At 64.8% G+C, this 16,158-nt stretch carries 15 protein-coding genes; 9 read left to right on the top strand and 6 right to left on the bottom strand.

Annotated elements, in window-relative coordinates; genetic code table 11:
* Window positions 1–64 precede the first annotated feature (64 nt).
* The 6 genes from HYH07_RS21900 to HYH07_RS21925 all read left to right on the top strand — a co-directional run bounded on the left by HYH07_RS21900 (window position 65) and on the right by HYH07_RS21925 (window position 6,123).
* A complete protein-coding gene (locus HYH07_RS21900) occupies window positions 65–1,717 on the top strand; it encodes an NAD-dependent malic enzyme (RefSeq protein ID WP_220004444.1) in 1,653 nt (550 codons plus the stop codon).
* Window positions 1,718–1,971: 254 nt separating this feature from the next.
* The gene (locus HYH07_RS21905; protein WP_220004445.1) at window positions 1,972–2,379 is read left to right on the top strand and encodes a BlaI/MecI/CopY family transcriptional regulator; all 408 of its coding nucleotides are present in this window, start codon (window positions 1,972–1,974) and stop codon (window positions 2,377–2,379) included.
* Complete coding sequence (locus HYH07_RS21910) at window positions 2,360–4,873, top strand: M56 family metallopeptidase (RefSeq protein WP_220004446.1); 2,514 nt, start codon at window positions 2,360–2,362, stop codon at window positions 4,871–4,873. The genes HYH07_RS21905 and HYH07_RS21910 overlap by 20 nt, the downstream gene beginning before the upstream one ends.
* A 167-nt stretch (window positions 4,874–5,040) precedes the next feature.
* A complete protein-coding gene (locus HYH07_RS21915; protein ID WP_220004549.1) occupies window positions 5,041–5,205 on the top strand; it encodes a hypothetical protein in 165 nt (54 codons plus the stop codon).
* A gap of 153 nt (window positions 5,206–5,358) precedes the next feature.
* A complete protein-coding gene (locus HYH07_RS21920) occupies window positions 5,359–5,886 on the top strand; it encodes a septal ring lytic transglycosylase RlpA family protein (RefSeq protein WP_220004447.1) in 528 nt (175 codons plus the stop codon).
* Window positions 5,887–5,970: 84 nt separating this feature from the next.
* Window positions 5,971–6,123: a hypothetical protein gene (locus tag HYH07_RS21925; protein ID WP_220004448.1), complete on the top strand. Its 153-nt coding sequence runs from the start codon at window positions 5,971–5,973 to the stop codon at window positions 6,121–6,123.
* Window positions 6,124–6,521: 398 nt separating this feature from the next.
* Here HYH07_RS21925 and HYH07_RS21930 read toward each other — a convergent pair whose 3' ends face one another.
* The 3 genes from HYH07_RS21930 to HYH07_RS21940 form a co-directional block, all read right to left on the bottom strand.
* Entirely contained in the window at window positions 6,522–6,827 is a 306-nt protein-coding gene (locus tag HYH07_RS21930; protein WP_057750574.1) for a hypothetical protein, read from the bottom strand.
* Between the two features lie 123 nt (window positions 6,828–6,950).
* Window positions 6,951–7,226: a hypothetical protein gene (locus tag HYH07_RS21935; RefSeq protein WP_220004449.1), complete on the bottom strand. Its 276-nt coding sequence runs from the start codon at window positions 7,224–7,226 to the stop codon at window positions 6,951–6,953.
* A 129-nt stretch (window positions 7,227–7,355) separates the two neighbouring features.
* Window positions 7,356–10,031 carry an alpha/beta hydrolase fold domain-containing protein gene (locus HYH07_RS21940; protein WP_220004450.1) on the bottom strand — a complete coding sequence of 892 codons (2,676 nt, stop codon included), beginning with the start codon at window positions 10,029–10,031 and terminating at the stop codon, window positions 7,356–7,358.
* A gap of 228 nt (window positions 10,032–10,259) precedes the next feature.
* Between HYH07_RS21940 and HYH07_RS21945 the strand changes: the two genes are divergently transcribed.
* A complete protein-coding gene (locus HYH07_RS21945) occupies window positions 10,260–10,469 on the top strand; it encodes a hypothetical protein (protein WP_220004451.1) in 210 nt (69 codons plus the stop codon).
* A gap of 81 nt (window positions 10,470–10,550) precedes the next feature.
* A complete protein-coding gene (locus tag HYH07_RS21950; RefSeq protein ID WP_220004452.1) occupies window positions 10,551–12,035 on the top strand; it encodes a carboxylesterase/lipase family protein in 1,485 nt (494 codons plus the stop codon).
* 7 nt (window positions 12,036–12,042) lie between these two features.
* Here the strand turns inward: HYH07_RS21950 and HYH07_RS21955 are convergent, their stop codons facing one another.
* Window positions 12,043–12,222: a hypothetical protein gene (locus HYH07_RS21955; protein WP_220004453.1), complete on the bottom strand. Its 180-nt coding sequence runs from the start codon at window positions 12,220–12,222 to the stop codon at window positions 12,043–12,045.
* 163 nt (window positions 12,223–12,385) lie between these two features.
* Between HYH07_RS21955 and HYH07_RS21960 the strand changes: the two genes are divergently transcribed.
* A complete protein-coding gene (locus HYH07_RS21960) occupies window positions 12,386–13,180 on the top strand; it encodes a class III extradiol ring-cleavage dioxygenase (RefSeq protein WP_220004454.1) in 795 nt (264 codons plus the stop codon).
* 105 nt (window positions 13,181–13,285) lie between these two features.
* Here HYH07_RS21960 and glgA read toward each other — a convergent pair whose 3' ends face one another.
* Both glgA and glgC read right to left on the bottom strand, forming a co-directional pair.
* Window positions 13,286–14,737, bottom strand: a complete 1,452-nt coding sequence (gene glgA, locus HYH07_RS21965; protein ID WP_220004455.1) for a glycogen synthase GlgA — start codon at window positions 14,735–14,737, stop codon at window positions 13,286–13,288.
* Entirely contained in the window at window positions 14,734–15,996 is a 1,263-nt protein-coding gene (gene glgC / locus HYH07_RS21970) for a glucose-1-phosphate adenylyltransferase (RefSeq protein WP_220004456.1), read from the bottom strand. Before glgC ends, glgA begins: the two co-directional genes overlap by 4 nt.
* Between the last annotated feature and the right edge of the window lie 162 nt (window positions 15,997–16,158).

The raw sequence follows: 16,158 nt of genomic DNA on the forward strand, positions 1-16,158 counted from the left end.
TGATCTCAGAGGGACGGTGGCGGACAATGCCTGCCCTTCAATAAGAAACTCCCTGGGGGAATTCGTGAATAGACCTGCTCGGGTCAGCGCCCATTCGATATCATCCGACACCACGCACGGCATGACGCTGCTGCGCGATCCCCTGCTCAACAAGGGCACGGCCTTCACGGAAGCCGAGCGCGATGCACTCGGGCTGCGCGGCTTGCTGCCAGCTTGCGTCCTGACGATCGAGGAGCAGGTCGAGCGCGTGCTGATCAATCTACGCTCGCTGCCGACCGACCTCGAAAAATACGTCGCCCTGAATGCGCTGCATGACCGCAATGAAGCGCTGTTCTTTCGTGTTGTCGTCGACAACATCGATGAGATCCAGCCGATCATTTACACCCCGACGGTCGGGCTCGCCTGCCAGAAGTTTGGCCTGATCTTTCAGCGCCCGCGCGGCATGTTCATCTCCTCGCGCGAGCGCGGTCAGATTGGCGAGGTTCTGAAGAACTGGCCTTATCAGGCCAAGTTGATCGTCGTCACCGATGGCGAGCGCATCTTGGGATTGGGCGATCTCGGTGCCAATGGCATGGGGATTCCCGTCGGCAAGCTGTCGCTCTACTCGGCCTGCGCCGGCGTGCATCCGGAAGCGTGCCTGCCCATCGTGCTCGACGTCGGCACCAACAACGAGGAATTGCTGAGCGATCCCTACTATCTCGGCCTGCGCGAGCGCCGCCTCACGGGCGAAGCCTATGACAGCTTCGTCGACGAGTTCATGACCGCCGCGCGAAAGACCTTCCCCGGCGTGCTGATCCAGTTCGAAGATTTCGCCAATCATTCGGCGTTCAAGCTGTTGCACAAGTACCGGGACGAGGCCTGCGTTTTCAACGACGACATCCAGGGTACCGCAGCGGTGGCGCTCGCCGGCCTGTTCTCGGCATTGAAAGTGAACGGCGGCAAGCTCCGGGATCAGCGCATCCTGTTCCTGGGTGCGGGCGAGGCAGCGACCGGCATCGCCGATCTCGTCGTCTCCGCCATGATGGCGGAGGGCGCAACGGAAGCCGAGGCGCTCCGGCGCAACTGGCTGGTGGATTCCCGGGGCCTCGTCGTCAGCGGCCGCGACGGCCTCTCCGGCCACAAGCTGCGCTATGCCCACACCGACCAGGCGCCGATCGCCGACTTCCTCACCGCGATCAAGACGCTGAAGCCGACGGCCATCATCGGCGTCGCCGCGGTCGGCGGGGCCTTCACGCCCGAGGTGCTCAAGACGATGGCCGAGCTCAACGAGCAGCCGATCGTGTTCGCGCTGTCCAATCCGACCTCGAAGGCCGAGTGCTCGGCGGAGGATGCCTATCGCTACACCGAGGGCCGCGCGCTGTTCGCCTGCGGCAGTCCCTATGACCCGGTCACGCTCAATGGCCACACCTTCGTGCCGCGCCAGGGCAACAACTCCTACATCTTCCCCGGCGTCGGCCTCGGCGTCATCGCCAGCCGCTCGCGGCTCGTGACCGACGAGATGTTCATGGCGGCCGCTCATACGCTTGCCAATTGCGTCGGCAGGGAGGATCTCGATCAGGGCAGCCTGTATCCGGCGCTGCCGCGCATACGGGAGGTGTCGGCGCGCATCGCGGCGGCCGTGGCTGATGTCGCCTATCAGCGGGGGCTTGCGGACGGGCTCGCGCCCAACGACGTCAAGGGCCTGGTCCAGTCCCAGATGTACGAGCCGAAATACTGAGGCCTGGGACGGCTGGAGACTGCCGGGAAAGCTCGGTCTGCATGGTTCGAGACGCTCGCTTTGGCGGCCTCCTTACCATGAGGGTCACATATCTCGCCGCAAGCACCACCTCATCCTGAGGGCCCGCCGCAGGAGGGCGTCTCGACGGATGGCCGAAAAGCAAGCTGCCCGCCACGCCCGGAATTGCGATTGTCTGTCGTGGCCTTATGTGCGACGCTCCGTAGCGTTACAAGAATCTCAATAGGTCAACCACCATGGACGATCGTTTGCCCGACCTGGGCGATCTCGAGCACGAGGTCATGCAGATAGTATGGGCCCATGGGCCGGTCACGGCCGAAATCGTGCGCGAGCGCCTGTCGCGGCGTCTGAAGGAATCCACGGTGCGGACGGTGCTGCGCCGCCTCGAAGAAAAAGGCTATGCTCGCCACACGGTTGAGGGACGCACTTACGTCTACCATGCCACCGAGGCGCGTGCCCGGGTCGCGGCCAAGGCGGTGCAGCGCATCGTCGACTGGTTCTGCAACGGCTCGATGGAGGAAGTCCTCGTCGGCATGGTGGACAATGCGATGCTCGACCAGCAGCAATTGCGCGCGCTGGCGGACCAGGTGGCCAAAGCGAAGAAGGCGAGGGGAGTAAAAAGGAATGATCGCAGCTCTGGCTGAGGCGGCGTTACGCTCCTTTGCGCTGGGAGGCGTCGTCTGGATCGGTCTCACTGTGTTTCGCGTGCGCAATCCGCACGTGCACATGACGGTGTGGGTGGTTGTGCTGCTGGCATCGCTGGCGATGCCATTCGTGATGCATTGGCCGACGCTCACCCTGGACCGGCTGCCTTTGTCCACGCCGGTGACGGATGAAGCCTGGCCGGCCGATATCGCGATGCTGGACCGGCCGCCGCCGTCCCTGCCGATCGCGCCTGGCACTGCCATCGCTCCGATGGCGAAGCACGGCATCTCGATCGACTGGTGGGTGGTTGCCACCATCGTTTATGCCTGCGTCGCCGCACTGTTGCTGATGCGGCTCGCCATCGGCCTGTGCCTGACCTGGCGTCTGGTGCGCGCCGCAAAGCCGGTGAAGGGCATGATCGGCGCGGACGTGCGCGTCAGCCGCGACGTTGGCGGCCCCGTCACCTTCGGCTCGACCATCCTGGTGCCGCCGCAGTTTTTCGGCTGGGACGCCAAGAAGCGCCTCGCGGTGCTCGCGCATGAGGGCGCGCATGTTGCCAATGGCGATTTCTATGTTCTTTTGCTGGCCTCGCTCAATCGCATGATGTTCTGGTTCAGCCCGTTCTCGTGGTGGCAGCTGGCGCGTCTGGCCGAGCTTGCTGAGATCATCAGCGACGCCCGCGCCATCGAGATGATCGACGACCGGCTGTCCTATGCGGAGATCCTGCTCGACGTCGCGACGTCCGTGAAGCCGCGGCCAATGGAGCTTGCGATGGCGCAGGTCTCGACCGTGCGCGCGCGGGTCGAGCGCATCATCGCTGCCGCTGCCATGCCCGCGGCGGTCGGCTGGCGCAAGCGGCTGTGGATCGCGGCGTCGATCGTGCCCGTCGTGATCGTGTCGGCCGGCATGATCGCCTACCGCACGCCGGATCCGGTGCCATCAGGTGCTGATCTCGGTCTCGTGCCGGCCGAGCATTACCATCCGTCGGTGAATTTCTACGCCATGGGCCCGGCTTCGGTGTTCGCGGTCTTCCGCGAGGGCGATAAGCTCTCTGGGCAGCTCACTGGCCAGCGCAGGCAGCCCTTGGCCGTTGCGGGCGACGGCACCGTGTCCTACGCGGCGTCATTTGGCGAGATCACGTTTCCCATCGATCTGCAGCATCGCTCGTCCGAGCTGACGCTGCATATGCACGGCCGCGACGTGCGGGCCGTCCACGTCGCCGCCATGCCGGCGCCGACGACGGATCCGGCGTCGCTTGATCAATATGTGGGCTGGTACAGGATCGCGCCGAACCGCGTGCTCACCGTCAGGCGCGACGGCGAAGGTCTGCAGGTGCAGGAGACCGGGCGGGGCCGATCACTGGCGCTGCCTGAAGGCACCGACGCCTTCTCCGTCCGCGGCGATCATCTCCTGATCTTCCTGCGTGATGAACAGGCGAGCGTCTCCCGCGTGCTGGTCCAGAACGCCGCCTCCGGCGCGCGCCTGGCCTCGCGGATCGATGCGGCGCAGGCCCAGGCGGTCGAGGCCGACTTCGCCCGCCGCCTCGCGGAAGTGCCTGACAGGTTCAGGGAGCAGGTCCCCGCGGCCGGCAGCAAGGAGATGATCCTGAAAGGGATCGAGGATATGCGCCGCGGCACGCCGAGCTATGATCGCATGAGCGCGCCGCTCGCCGACAACATCCGTCGCCGCCTCGATGAATTGCGCGCGACCTTCGCCGCACTCGGCGCGGTCGAGTCGATCTTCTTCCGCGGGGTCGGGCCCGGTGGCTACGACATCTATGGCGCCAAGTTCGAGAACGGCACCGCCGAGTTCCGTCTGCTGATCGAGCCCGACGGCAAGGCCGGTGACGTCATCTTCCGGCCCGACGGCAATGACGAGCTCGGCGGCATCGTCCCGTGTTCGGAAGAGGCTGGCGTGCGCGGCCGTGCCGGCACGTCGCCGATCAGGATCATGCTCTACAACGAGACCGACGACGACATTCAGGTCTTCAATCTCGATGCGAATGGCGAGCGCAAGGCGCAGAGCGTCGTCAGGTCAGACATGACCTGGGTGACGCTGACCACCGTGAACAATCCGTGGGTCATTGCCGACAAATCAGGGAAATGCGTGGAGATCTTGGTGCCGGGGCGGCAGACGCGCTTCCACAATGTCGAGGCCGCGAATGTCGGGACGCTGCTGGGGCGCGCCGCGCGTCGTGCAGTTCCGATCGCCAATGGCGAGGCGATGCTGCGGCAGTATATCGAGGGTGTCGGCAAGGGGCGGCCCGACTACGATCATATGACGACCGAGGTCGCCGACATCACGCGTGCGCAGCTTCCGTTCGACCAGGCGATCCTGGCGCGGCTTGGTGCGCTCCGCGCCGTCTCGTTCCGCGGCGTGACCGCGCTCGACAGCGACATCTATCTCGCCCAGTTCGCCAACGGCTCGGCGGAATGGCGCATCGGTGTCAGGAACGGGACGATCACCAAGATCGCGCTGGGGCCGAATTTCTAGCTGCGCGTTCGCGTTGCCGTGATCGGGAGGGAGGCCGGCGATCCCGGCTTGCGCCCACCCGCCGCAAGCGTTACGTTGTGTAACACTACGCTTGGTAGTTTGCCGCGAAAGGATACAGCCGCCAACTTGGGACCTCAGGTGCGGCCCGCAGGCGGATCGGGTTCGTGATGTGCATGCTGACGCAGCGGGAGCTCGACTTTCTTGTCAGCCTGAAAACCGGCTGGCGGCTGCTCTATCGACGCGAGCTCGCGCGGCTCATGAGGGGTGACGTCGAGACTGGCGAGGCGCAGCCGGAGCCGCGCCCGGTCATCTGGCGCGTCGTATCGGGCTGATTTCTCGCCATTTTGTCTCGATTCAGGACAGGTGACTGTGGTGGATTCATCACAGCCGGCGCGAAACGATGGCGGCCGCAAGGCCGCTTTTGTTCAGCCAAGGTTCTGCCCTCATTGCCCACCGAAACTCAGGGTGTGTTCGGAGGGCGCATCATGTCTTGCATTGCACGTGCCGAAACGACGACCCTGGCTTCGCCGGCAACCGCATCCCGGTTGCTGCTCGCCATCATGGGGGCCGCATCGCTCGCCGCCTGCGCGCAATCACCGGTTGGCCGCCAGAGGGCCGATCTCGCTCCAACCACGAAGCAGGCTGCAATCGAGCACCCGCACCGCGTCGCGGCGCTGCATCCACGACCGATCTACAGGCCGCATCGGTCCAGCGCGACAGCGAGTGCCAAATCGACGGGGGCGCAGGGCCTGGCGAGCTTCTATTCGGACACGGAGACCGCGAGCGGGGAGAGGTTCGACAGGAACGAAATGACTGCGGCCCATCCCACGCTGCCGTTCGGGACCAAGCTGCGCGTCACCGATGTCTCTTCCGGCCGCTTCGTGACCGTCAGGGTCAACGACCGCGGGCCTTTTGTCCGCGGGCGCGTCGTCGACGTCTCGCCCTCCGCGGCCGAGGCGCTCGGCATGGTCGACAAGGGCCTTGCCAACGTCAGGCTCGATGTCGTGCGATAGAGCATGATCCGCGCTTAACCGACTTTTAGCGGCTCTCCCGCACCATGGGCGTCCTGCAATTCGGGGCTTTGGGGGAGACGGCGCTTGAACACGATCCAGTATCTTGAAGATCAGGCGGCGCGCGCCGAGCGGCTTGCCAAACGGATCACGGATACGCCCACGATCGAAAAGCTCCTGACCTTCGCCGGCGAGCGCCGCCGCGAGATCGAGGTCATCGCCGCCAAGCGGCGCGGCTGACGCCGTGAGCGCATGATCCGGAAAAGCGTGAAGCGGTTTTCCCTCGCGACATCAGCGGAACGCGTTTGCGCGGAGATCATGCTCAAACAAAGAGCCAAAGCGCGATGACAATTCAACCAGATCTTGTCGCGCTTTGGATCCATGCTCTGAACGCATTTGCCCCCTCCGTTCGCTGCGGAACTTCTTCTTCTCTCCGGCGTCATGTCAGTCATGACCATGGAGGAGGAAATCATGGGCTTTGGACGAGGTGCTTTGCTTTGGTTGCTTGGCGTGCCGCTGCCGATCATCCTGCTGCTGGCAATCTTCTGGCATCACTGAGAGCGTGATGCAGACGCGAAAAAGCGCCGCGGAAGCGGCGCTTTTTTGTTGCCTGCGAGCCTGTCGCGATGGCCGCGCGCTCAGCTATGGCTCTCGACGAAATCGCTGAGATAATCAGGTAGCGTCACGCCGTCGATATCGCAGCGCGCCTGGATTTCATCGGCAACATCGGTCGAGATGTCTTTCATCCAGTGCTCGAGCGTGTTGAACGAGATCACCTTGATGGGATCGTTGAAGCAGCCCGCGACGAGCTCGTTGATCGCTGCATCGAGATCGCTTCGCTCGACACGAATTTCAGTGGTCTCGTCGAGGCGATCGATCACCACGAACAGGGTCTGGTCGGCGCCATAGGGCACGATCGGGGAGGGTACGCCAGCTTCAAGCATTGGATTGCTCACGTCTCGGCTTTCCGATCTCCGTTAACGGGAAAATCCGGAAGAAGGTTCCTGCAGAGTCCGGGATGCGGATAAGACGTTCGTTGCAGGCACGCCGCGGTGTTCACCTGCGGTTCAGAGAAATTCTCTCAAGCGCGACAGCTCGATGACGTGCTCGGGTGAGAGAATATCGGTCACCAGCGGCGGCTGTGCCGCCGTGCGGATTTCATAGAGATGCCTTGATGGTGCTGGCTTCTGCATGAATGCCGTGATGCAGGCATCGAGCGTGCCCTCGCTGACCTGATAGGGCTCGCGGTCCGGCCTGCGCTGATTTCCGAGGGACGGCCATTTCTGCAGCACCGCGAGCGCGCTGAAATCGACCTTTGTCGCCGAAGATGATGTGTCCCCCATCGCCCCGCCTCACGCAAAAAGAACCCTGGCACGCGAGCCTTGCGTGCCAGGGCCCATTACAAATCGCTGCATCTCAATGCCATGCACCGACAACGCGGCGGCCGGGAAAAGGTTCCCGGCCGCTCTCGCCTAACTCGCGGCGGCTGCGATTTCGTGGCCGTGGCTGGTCTCGTCGCCGCTTCTGACCTCCGGCGGCAGCCCTGCAAGGCGCCGCAGGGCTTGCGCCATCTGTACGCGGCCCTGGACGCCTGTGATCACCACGTCCACCATCACAAAGGACGAGTGGAAATGGCCGTGCGCCTTGAGCTGCTCGACCGGGACGCCGGCGGCGGCCATCGCCTCGGCATAGGCGATGCCCTCGTCACGGAGCGGATCGAACTCGCAGGTGACGATGAAGGCCGGCGGCAGGCCTGAAACCTTGCCGCGCAGCGGCGAGACGCGCGGATCGGTGCGATCATCTGGTGAGCAGTACAGGTCCCAGAACCAGTACATCAGCGACCGTGTCAGGAAGTAGCCGGTTGCATTGTCGTTGTAGGAGGGCCGGTCGAAGCTGCTGTCCGTCACCGGACACACCAGCAGCTGACCCGCAATCTGCGGCCCGCCGCGGTCGCGCGCGAGCTGGCAGGCGACGGCGGCGATGTTGCCGCCGGCGCTCCAGCCGGCGACCAGCACCGGGCTCTGGATGCCGCCGAGCTCGGCCAGATGCTCCGAGATCCAGCGCGTCGCGGCATAGCCGTCCTCGGCCGCGGCCGGGAAGCGATGCTCCGGGGCGTGGCGATAGCCGACGCTGACGAACATCATGCCGGTCCGCCGCACCATGTCGCGGCAGAACGGCTCATCCGACTGCTGATCGCCGAGCACCCAGCCGCCGCCGTGGAAATAGACCACGACCTGATGCGGGCCCGGCGTTGCCGGCTTGTAGACGCGATAGGGCAGCGGGCCGTCGGCGCCGGGGAGCGTGCCGTCGACGATGTCGCCGATCGGCCGTCCCGCCGGCCGACCCTTGTTGAATTCGTTGACGAAGGCGCGCGCGCCGGCCGCCCCCATCGATTCGATCGGCGGCAGGTTCAGCGAGGCGAGCAGGTTCAGCACCAGCCGCACGTCCGGCTGCAGCCGCACCACCTCGCCGTCATTGCACTGTGCTGCGACGTTGGGGCCGGTCAGCCTGAAGCCGAGCATGCCGCGGCTGACGACTTCGTCGCAGATGCTGCGATAGGGACCGACGCCGCCGGTATAGGGCATCAGGCCCTGCACCTTGCCGGGCACGTTGGCGCCCGTGTACCAGGTGTTGGCGAGCCGGTGCAGCGTCAGCATCGAGCAGTCGGCCATATGCCTGTTCCAGCCGGCCTGCGCCGTCTCGGTCGGCTCGATCGTGGTGAAGCCGGCCTCGTGCAGCGCTTTGAGCCGATCCACGACCCAGTCGACATGCTGCTCGATCGAAACAGCCATGTTCGACAGCACCGACGGGCTGCCGGGCCCGGTGATCATGAAGAAGTTCGGGAAGCCCGCGACCGTGAGCCCCAGATAGCTCTGCGGCCCCTGCGCCCAGACGTCTGTCAGCGACTTGCCGCCACGTCCGGTGATCGGATGCACGGCGCGGATCGCGCCGGTCATGGCGTCGAAGCCGGTCGCGAACACGATGACATCCACGTCGACATTGCGCTTGGCCGTCGTGATGCCGCCTGCGGTGATCGCCTTGATCGGCTCCTGGCGCAGATTGACCAGCGTGACGTTGGGCCGGTTGTAGGTCGCGTAATAATTGGTCTCGAGGCAGGGGCGTTTGGCGCCAAACGGATGATCGTCCGGCATCAGCGCCGCCGCCGTCTCGGGATCCCTCACGGCGGCGCGGATCTTTTCGCGGATCAGGTCCTGGACGATCTTGTTGCCGTCGACATCGACCGCCTGGTCGGCCCAGAGCTGCGTCAGGATGTGGACGAGGTCGCCGGCGGCCCAGGCACGCTCGAACCGCTCGCGACGCTCGGCATCGCTGAGCTGCCAGCTGACGACGGTCTGCTGCGGATAGGGCACCCCGGACATCGACTGGCGCGCCTGCGCGCGATAGGCCGCGCGGTCGCTCTGGAACAGGTCCCTGCGATCGGCCGGCGAGGGGCCGTTATGGGCGGGCAGCGCGAAATTCGGCGTGCGCTGGAATACAGTCAGATGTGCGGCCTGCTCGGCGATAACAGGGATCGATTGAATGCCGGACGAGCCGGTGCCGATCACGGCGACGCGCTTTCCCGCGAGGTTGACGCCGTCATGCGGCCAGCGTCCGGTGAAATAGACCTCGCCTCTGAAATCCTTGACGCCGTCGATTTCCGGCGGCTTGGGCGCGGAGAGGCAGCCCGTCGCCATGATGTAATGGCGGCAGGAGACCGGCGCACCGTTATCGGTGGTGAGTTGCCAGCGCTCGGCCTTCTCGTCCCAATTGGCCGCGGTGACCTTGGTCCCGAAGCGAATGTCGTGCCTGAGATCGTAGCGATCGGCGACGAAGCCGAGATAGCGCAGGATCTCGGGCTGGGTCGCGTATTTCTCCGACCAGGTCCATGCCTTGTCGAGTTCCGGGTCGAACGTGTAGCTGTAGTCGATGGTCTGGATATCGCAGCGCGCGCCGGGATAACGGTTCCAATACCAGGTGCCGCCGACATCGCCGGCTTCCTCGAGCCCGACGGCCGACAGGCCGGCCTTGCGCAGGCGATGGAGCAGATAGAGGCCGGCAAATCCGGCGCCGACCACGGCAACATCGACTTGCTGGAGAGTTCCATCAGCCGCTTCGGACGGACGTGCGGCGACCATTGCTTCCGGCATGGTTATTCCTCCCGTGTCTTTTGTTTGCCCGCAGGCTAGTCCGGCAGGCCCGGCTTGTCATCAGAACGGTGCAATCTTCGGTAGTCCCGTTTGCGGCACCATGGCAGCGCGAACGTTTGCCTCGATGCACGCGTCGCGATGTACAATGGCCGTGATTACCCGGGCTAATCATGGACGATCCGCCTGTGTATGCTTGCGGCTACTAGCCACGCGTAGCAGCCGGGCGTCATGACAGAGTTGAGTGAGCGAACCAAAGCCAACATGGACGTCGTCCTGGAGCAGACGTGCCGGCAATTGCCGCATGGCGGCAATCACGATAGTCGCAGGTTCATCGCCGAGCGCCTGATCCAGGCGGCACAATCCGGCCATTCCACCCTCGGCGAACTCGGCATCATCGCGCGGCGCGCGCTCGCGGAGATCGTCGCCAAGGGCGGTTAGCTGACGCCACGGCGCTTGCCTCGCCGCGCCCTGCGGACGTAACCTGCCGGGACCATTTCCGCGCATCGAGATCTCCTGAAGATGCGATCCCTGCTTGCGCTCATTGCAGCCCTTGGATTGGCAGCTCTTGGATTGCTCTGCGCCGGTCCCGCCGTCGCCCAGCCGGTCGGCCAGTATCCATTTGCGCTGACGCGCGCAGGCCAGATGCTCGGCGCGGTCGAAGGCGAAGTGGCCTCCTTCAAGGGGCTTGCCTATGCGCCGCCGCCGGTCGGCAGCCTGCGCTGGCGTCCGCCGCAGGACCTGCCCGAGAGTTCGGAGATGAGCACGGCCTACGATTATGGCGCCCCCTGTCTGCAGCCGTCGCTGCCGGCCGCGCGCGAGGATTGCCTCACGCTCAACGTATTCAGGCCCTTCGGCGTCGACGGGCCGCTGCCGGTGATGGTGTTCATCCATGGCGGCGGTTTTGTCGGTGGTACCGCCAACGATCCGCTGTTCGACGGTGCAAGATTCGCCCAGGCCGGCCTCATCGTCGTCACCGTGAATTATCGGCTCGGCGCGCTCGGCTGGCTCGCCCATCCGGCATTGTCTGAGAATGGCTCCGGCAATTTCGGCTTGATGGATCAGATCGCAGCGCTGCGCTGGGTGCACGACAACATCGCGGCCTTTGGCGGCGATGCGAACAACGTCACGCTGTTTGGCAACGGCGCGGGCGCGACGTCGATCGCGCTCTTGATGCTGTGCGCGCAATCCCGCGATCTCTTCCAGAAGGCGATCCTGCAATCGGTGCCCGGCCGCGCGCGCCTGCCATCGTCACAGGAGGCCGAGGCTGCCGGGCGCCAATTCGTCGCCGCGCTCGGGAAGCAGGCGGATTTGCGCGCCGTCGAACCGGCGCGGCTGCTGGCCGCCGAGAGAAAACTGCTGGAGAAATCGCCGCGCAGATTTGCGCCGGCGATGGACGGAAACCTGGTGACCGAAGATATCGCCGCGGGATTTGGGTCAGGACACGAGAGCCGCATTCCCCTCATCATCGGTTCGAACGATGACGAGACCCGTTTCGACAGCGAGCTGGAAGTCAAGGAGGCGTTGTCATCCTCCACCGCGAGCCTCGATGAGTTGCGCAGGCTCTATCCTGATGCCAGGACGCCCTCTGAAATTGCCGCCAGCTTCTACACCGACAAGGTCTTCTCCGAGCCGGTGCGAATGCTCGGCCGGCTTCATGCCTCAACCGGCGCGCCCACCTTCCGCTATCGCTTCACCTACGTGCCGGAAGCCCGGCGCGGCAATCCCGACGAAGGCCATGGACGCGAGTTGCAGTTCATCTTCGGCGTGGAGGGCGTGCCAGGCGCGGGCATCTTCTCGCGGCGCGATCGCGAGGTCGCAAGCCGCATGCGATCCTACTGGATCAACTTCGCGAAGAACGGCGATCCCAACGGGGCCGAGCTGCCGCATTGGGATGCGGTCGCGGACCGCGACCATCTGCTGCTGATCGCGAACGAGCGCATCGCGAGCGGCGACGACCCCTGGGCGGAGCGTCTGGACCGGCTCGCGCGCGAAAGCGAGAAGTGAGTTGGAGCTAGGCCGCGAGCTCGACGCGCGGCGCCGGCGTCAGGCGGTCCTCTTCGAGATAGTCCATCGTGCCATCCTTCTCGACGGCATAGAACTGCTGGCCTTCCTTGGACAGGTAGGCGGCGCGAACGACGCCGCGGCGGCCCTTGTCAGAGTTGACGACGTCCCCCAGCGCAAACTTCTTCATCGTAACGTCTCGCATGTCTTCTGGCCGATTCCTGCGGCCACATCAGGATTGTGAGCGGCAAATCGTTAACGGCTTGCTAACCATGCCGGTTTGCCTATGCTCGCCCGCGGAGCGCGCGGAGGTCTCATCCGCGCAAGATGTACTTGAGGCGAGCCTGAAAAACATGACGCGATTTCCGACCCTGTTTCTGTCGCATGGCGGCGGCCCCTGGCCTTTCATGGAGGACCGGCGGGTGCAATATGCCAAGACTGCCGCGGAGTTCGGCCGGCTGCCGCAGCTGCTTCCTGAAAGACCGAAGGCGGTGCTGGTCATCACCGGCCATTGGGAGGCCGACGCCTTCACGGTGTCGACCTCGGCACATCCGCCGATGGTGTATGACTACTATGGTTTCCCCGAGCATACCTACCACATCACATATCCGGCGCCGGGCCGGCCCGAGCTCGCAGCAGAGGTGAAGGCGCTGCTCGCGCGCGCCGGTTTCGATTGCCGGGAGGATCCCAAGCAGGGCTTTGATCACGGCACCTTCGTGCCGCTCGGGTTGATGTATCCAAATGCCGACATGCCGATCGTGCTGCTGTCGCTGAAGTCGAGCTATGATGCGGCCGAGCACATCAAGGTCGGGCAGGCGATCACCTCGCTGCGCGACGAGGGCATCCTGATCGTCGGCAGCGGGCTCACCTATCACAACATGCGCGGCTTTGGCCGCGCAGAGTCGAAGCCCGTCTCCTACGATTTCGAGGCCTATCTGAACGAGGCGATCAGCAATCCGGATGCGGCGCGCCGCAACGCCATGCTGGTCGACTGGGAGACCGCGCCGAGCGCGCGTCTGGCGCATCCGCGCGAGGATCATCTTCTGCCGCTGATGGTCGCGGCCGGTGCTGCCGGCAGCGACGTCGGCAAGCGCGTCTTCGTCGACGAGGTCGCCAACGTCGCGATGGCGTCGTATGTATTCGGATAAATCCGTAGGGCGGATTAGCGAAGCGTAATCCGCCATTGGGCCGCCCGCAAAGCTGGCGGATTACGCCAGCGGACTGCGCTACACGCAGCCGCGGGCTAATCCGCCCTACGCGTTGCGCGATGCCATCAGGCTCCGATACAGCGCCGCATACTCGCCGGCGCGGTTGCGCCAGGACACGTCGGTCGCGAGTCCGCTTAACTGCAGCCGCCGCCAGGTGGCCTTGTCGTGGAAGGCCGCGTTGGCCCTGCGCAAGCTGCCGGTGAGCGCGTCGGCCGTCACCGGAGCGAACTTGAAGCCTGTGGCGTCGCGGCCGGTCTCGCTGATGTCGACGATGGTGTCCTCCAGACCGCCGACACGGGAGACGATCGGGACCGCGCCATAGCGCAGCGCGCAGAGCTGGGTCAGCCCGCACGGCTCGAACCGAGAGGGCACGAGCAGCGCGTCCGACCCGGCCTGGATCAGGTGGGCGAGGATCTCGTCATAGCCGATCGTCACGCCGATCCGGCCGGGATTGGCGCGCGCTGCGGCCTGATACCGATCCTGGAGATCGCGGTCGCCGCTGCCGAGCAGCGCAAGCTGCATGCCCTGCTCAAGGATCGTCGGGATCGCCTCGAGCAGCAGGTCCAGGCCCTTCTGCCAGGACAGCCGGCTGATGACGCCGAGCAGCGGCGCCTCGTCGGAAGAATCGAGATTGAACTGCTGCTGCAGCACCGCCTTGTTGGCGGCCCGGAACGTGAGATCCTCCGCACCGAAGCGATAGGCGATATGCGGATCGGTCTGCGGATTCCACACGGCGACGTCAATGCCGTTGAGGATGCCGCTGAGCACGCCGGCGCGCTCGCGCAGCAGGCCGCCCAGTCCCATGCCGCCTTCGTCGCTCTGGATCTCGCGTGCGTAGGTCGGCGACACCGTGGTGATGCGATCGGCCAGTTGCAGCCCGGCTTTCAGGAAGCTGATGCCGCCGAAATATTCCAGGCCATGGATGTCGAACGAGGCGTCCCAGGGCAGGCCGATCGCACCGGCCAACGCGTGGTCGAACTTGCCCTGATAGGCCATATTGTGAATCGTCATTACGGTGCCGGGCCGCGCCCCGCCATCGTAGTGCAGATAGGCCGGCGCCAGCCCGGCCTGCCAGTCATGGGCATGGACCACGTCAGGGACAAAGCTTGCGACGAGACCGCGGCCGATATCGGCCGCGACGCGCGCCAGTGCCGCGAAGCGCACACCATTGTCCGGCCAGTCGACACCCTCGGCGGTGACGTAGGGGTTCCCGGGACGCGCATAGAGATGAGGCACGTCGAGCACGAACAGGTCGAGCCCGTCGTGCGAACCGGCAAGCAGGCGTCCCGGCCCGCCGAAATAATCCGGCCAAAGCCGGATCTCATCCGCGCCCGCCAGCCGCCGCATCACCTCAGGATAGCCCGGCATCAAGGTGCGCATCTCGACGCCGTGGACTTTCAGCGCAAGCGGCAGTGCGCCGGCGACATCGGCGAGGCCGCCGGTCTTGACGATGGGATAGACTTCGGAAGCAACCGCCAGGACGCGAACAGGCGTCATGTATTGAGCCTGTCGATCATCGGCTGGGTGATCAGCGAGATGCCCTGCTCGGTGGTGCGGAAGCGCTTGGCGTCGAACTCGGGGTCCTCGCCGACCACGAGGCCTTCGGGGATCTCGACGCCGCGGTCAATCACGACATTTTTCAAACGCGCGCCGCGCCCGACATGGACGTAAGGCATGATCACGGCGTTCTCGACATTGGCATAGGAGTTGATGCGCACGCCGGTGAACAGCAGCGAGCGACGCAGCGAGGCGCCGGAAATGATGCAGCCGCCCGAGACCAGCGAGCTCACCGCCTGGCCGCGCCGGCTCTCCTCGTCATGGACGAATTTGGCGGGCGGCGTGATCTCCGCATAGGACCAGATCGGCCAGGCACGATCGAACAGATCGAGCTCCGGCACCACGTCGGTGAGGTCGATATTGGCCGCCCAATAGGCATCCACGGTGCCGGCATCGCGCCAATAGGCGCGGGGGTCGCTGCCCGAGCGCACGCAGGAGGTCGAGAACTGATGCGCGATCGCGCGGCCGTTCTTGACGATATAGGGGATGATGTCCTTGCCGAAATCATGGTTCGAGTTCGGATCCTCGGCGTCGCGCTTGAGCTCGTCGAACAGGAATTTCGCGTTGAACACGTAGATGCCCATGCTGGCGAGCGAGACGTCGGGCTTGCCCGGCATCGGCGGCGGATCCTTGGGCTTCTCGAGGAATTGCTGGATCCAGCCGTTCTCGTCGACATGCATGATGCCGAAGCCGGAGGATTCTGCGCGCGGCATTTCGAGGCAGCCGACCGTGACGTCGGCGCCGCTGTCGACGTGCTGGCGCAGCATCACCTCGTAGTCCATCTTGTAGATGTGGTCACCGGCGAGCACGACGATGAAGCGGCAGGCGTGCGACTCGATGATGTCGATGTTCTGGTAGATGGCATCCGCCGTGCCGACATACCACATGTTCTCCGAGACGCGCTGGCTTGCAGGCAGGATGTCGAAGCTTTCGTTGCGCTCGGGGCGGAAGAAGTTCCAGCCCATCTGGAGATGCCGGATCAGGCTATGCGCCTTGTATTGGGTGGCGACCGCGATGCGGCGGATGCCGGAGTTCACCGCGTTCGACAGCGCGAAATCTATGATGCGGGATTTGCCGCCGAAATAGACCGCGGGTTTGGCGCGCCGGTCGGTCAATTCCAGCAGCCGGCTGCCGCGGCCGCCCGCCAGGACAAATGCCAAAGCCTGGCGGGCAAGCGGCTCATTTCCGGCAGCACTCATGTCTTCCTCCCACTCGTCTGGCGCTGCCAAATTCTGGCGTAAACCGAAGGCTTCGCGAAGTACCTTGCGGCCGCGCATCATTGGAACCGATAGTAACGGTACGAATAGGTAATCGTGAAGATGCTTGTTGGTTGCGAACGCATGGGAAGCTTAACGCTTTGG

The sequence above is a fragment of the Bradyrhizobium sp. BR 10261 genome, assembly GCF_019455395.1.
GTDB lineage: Bacteria > Pseudomonadota > Alphaproteobacteria > Rhizobiales > Xanthobacteraceae > Bradyrhizobium > Bradyrhizobium manausense.

Excerpts from the sequence above, each read along its gene's own strand:
- HYH07_RS21905 (WP_220004445.1), top strand. The coding sequence starts at position 1,972 with ATGGACGATCGTTTGCCCGACCTGGGCGATCTCGAGCACGAGGTCATG.
- HYH07_RS21910 (WP_220004446.1), top strand. The coding sequence starts at position 2,360 with ATGATCGCAGCTCTGGCTGAGGCGGCGTTACGCTCCTTTGCGCTGGGA.
- HYH07_RS21915 (WP_220004549.1), top strand. The coding sequence starts at position 5,041 with ATGTGCATGCTGACGCAGCGGGAGCTCGACTTTCTTGTCAGCCTGAAA.
- HYH07_RS21920 (WP_220004447.1), top strand. The coding sequence starts at position 5,359 with ATGTCTTGCATTGCACGTGCCGAAACGACGACCCTGGCTTCGCCGGCA.
- HYH07_RS21930 (WP_057750574.1), bottom strand. The coding sequence starts at position 6,827 with ATGCTTGAAGCTGGCGTACCCTCCCCGATCGTGCCCTATGGCGCCGAC.
- HYH07_RS21935 (WP_220004449.1), bottom strand. The coding sequence starts at position 7,226 with ATGGGGGACACATCATCTTCGGCGACAAAGGTCGATTTCAGCGCGCTC.
- HYH07_RS21940 (WP_220004450.1), bottom strand. The coding sequence starts at position 10,031 with ATGCCGGAAGCAATGGTCGCCGCACGTCCGTCCGAAGCGGCTGATGGA.
- HYH07_RS21945 (WP_220004451.1), top strand. The coding sequence starts at position 10,260 with ATGACAGAGTTGAGTGAGCGAACCAAAGCCAACATGGACGTCGTCCTG.
- HYH07_RS21950 (WP_220004452.1), top strand. The coding sequence starts at position 10,551 with ATGCGATCCCTGCTTGCGCTCATTGCAGCCCTTGGATTGGCAGCTCTT.
- HYH07_RS21955 (WP_220004453.1), bottom strand. The coding sequence starts at position 12,222 with ATGAAGAAGTTTGCGCTGGGGGACGTCGTCAACTCTGACAAGGGCCGC.
- HYH07_RS21960 (WP_220004454.1), top strand. The coding sequence starts at position 12,386 with ATGACGCGATTTCCGACCCTGTTTCTGTCGCATGGCGGCGGCCCCTGG.
- glgA (WP_220004455.1), bottom strand. The coding sequence starts at position 14,737 with ATGACGCCTGTTCGCGTCCTGGCGGTTGCTTCCGAAGTCTATCCCATC.
- glgC (WP_220004456.1), bottom strand. The coding sequence starts at position 15,996 with ATGAGTGCTGCCGGAAATGAGCCGCTTGCCCGCCAGGCTTTGGCATTT.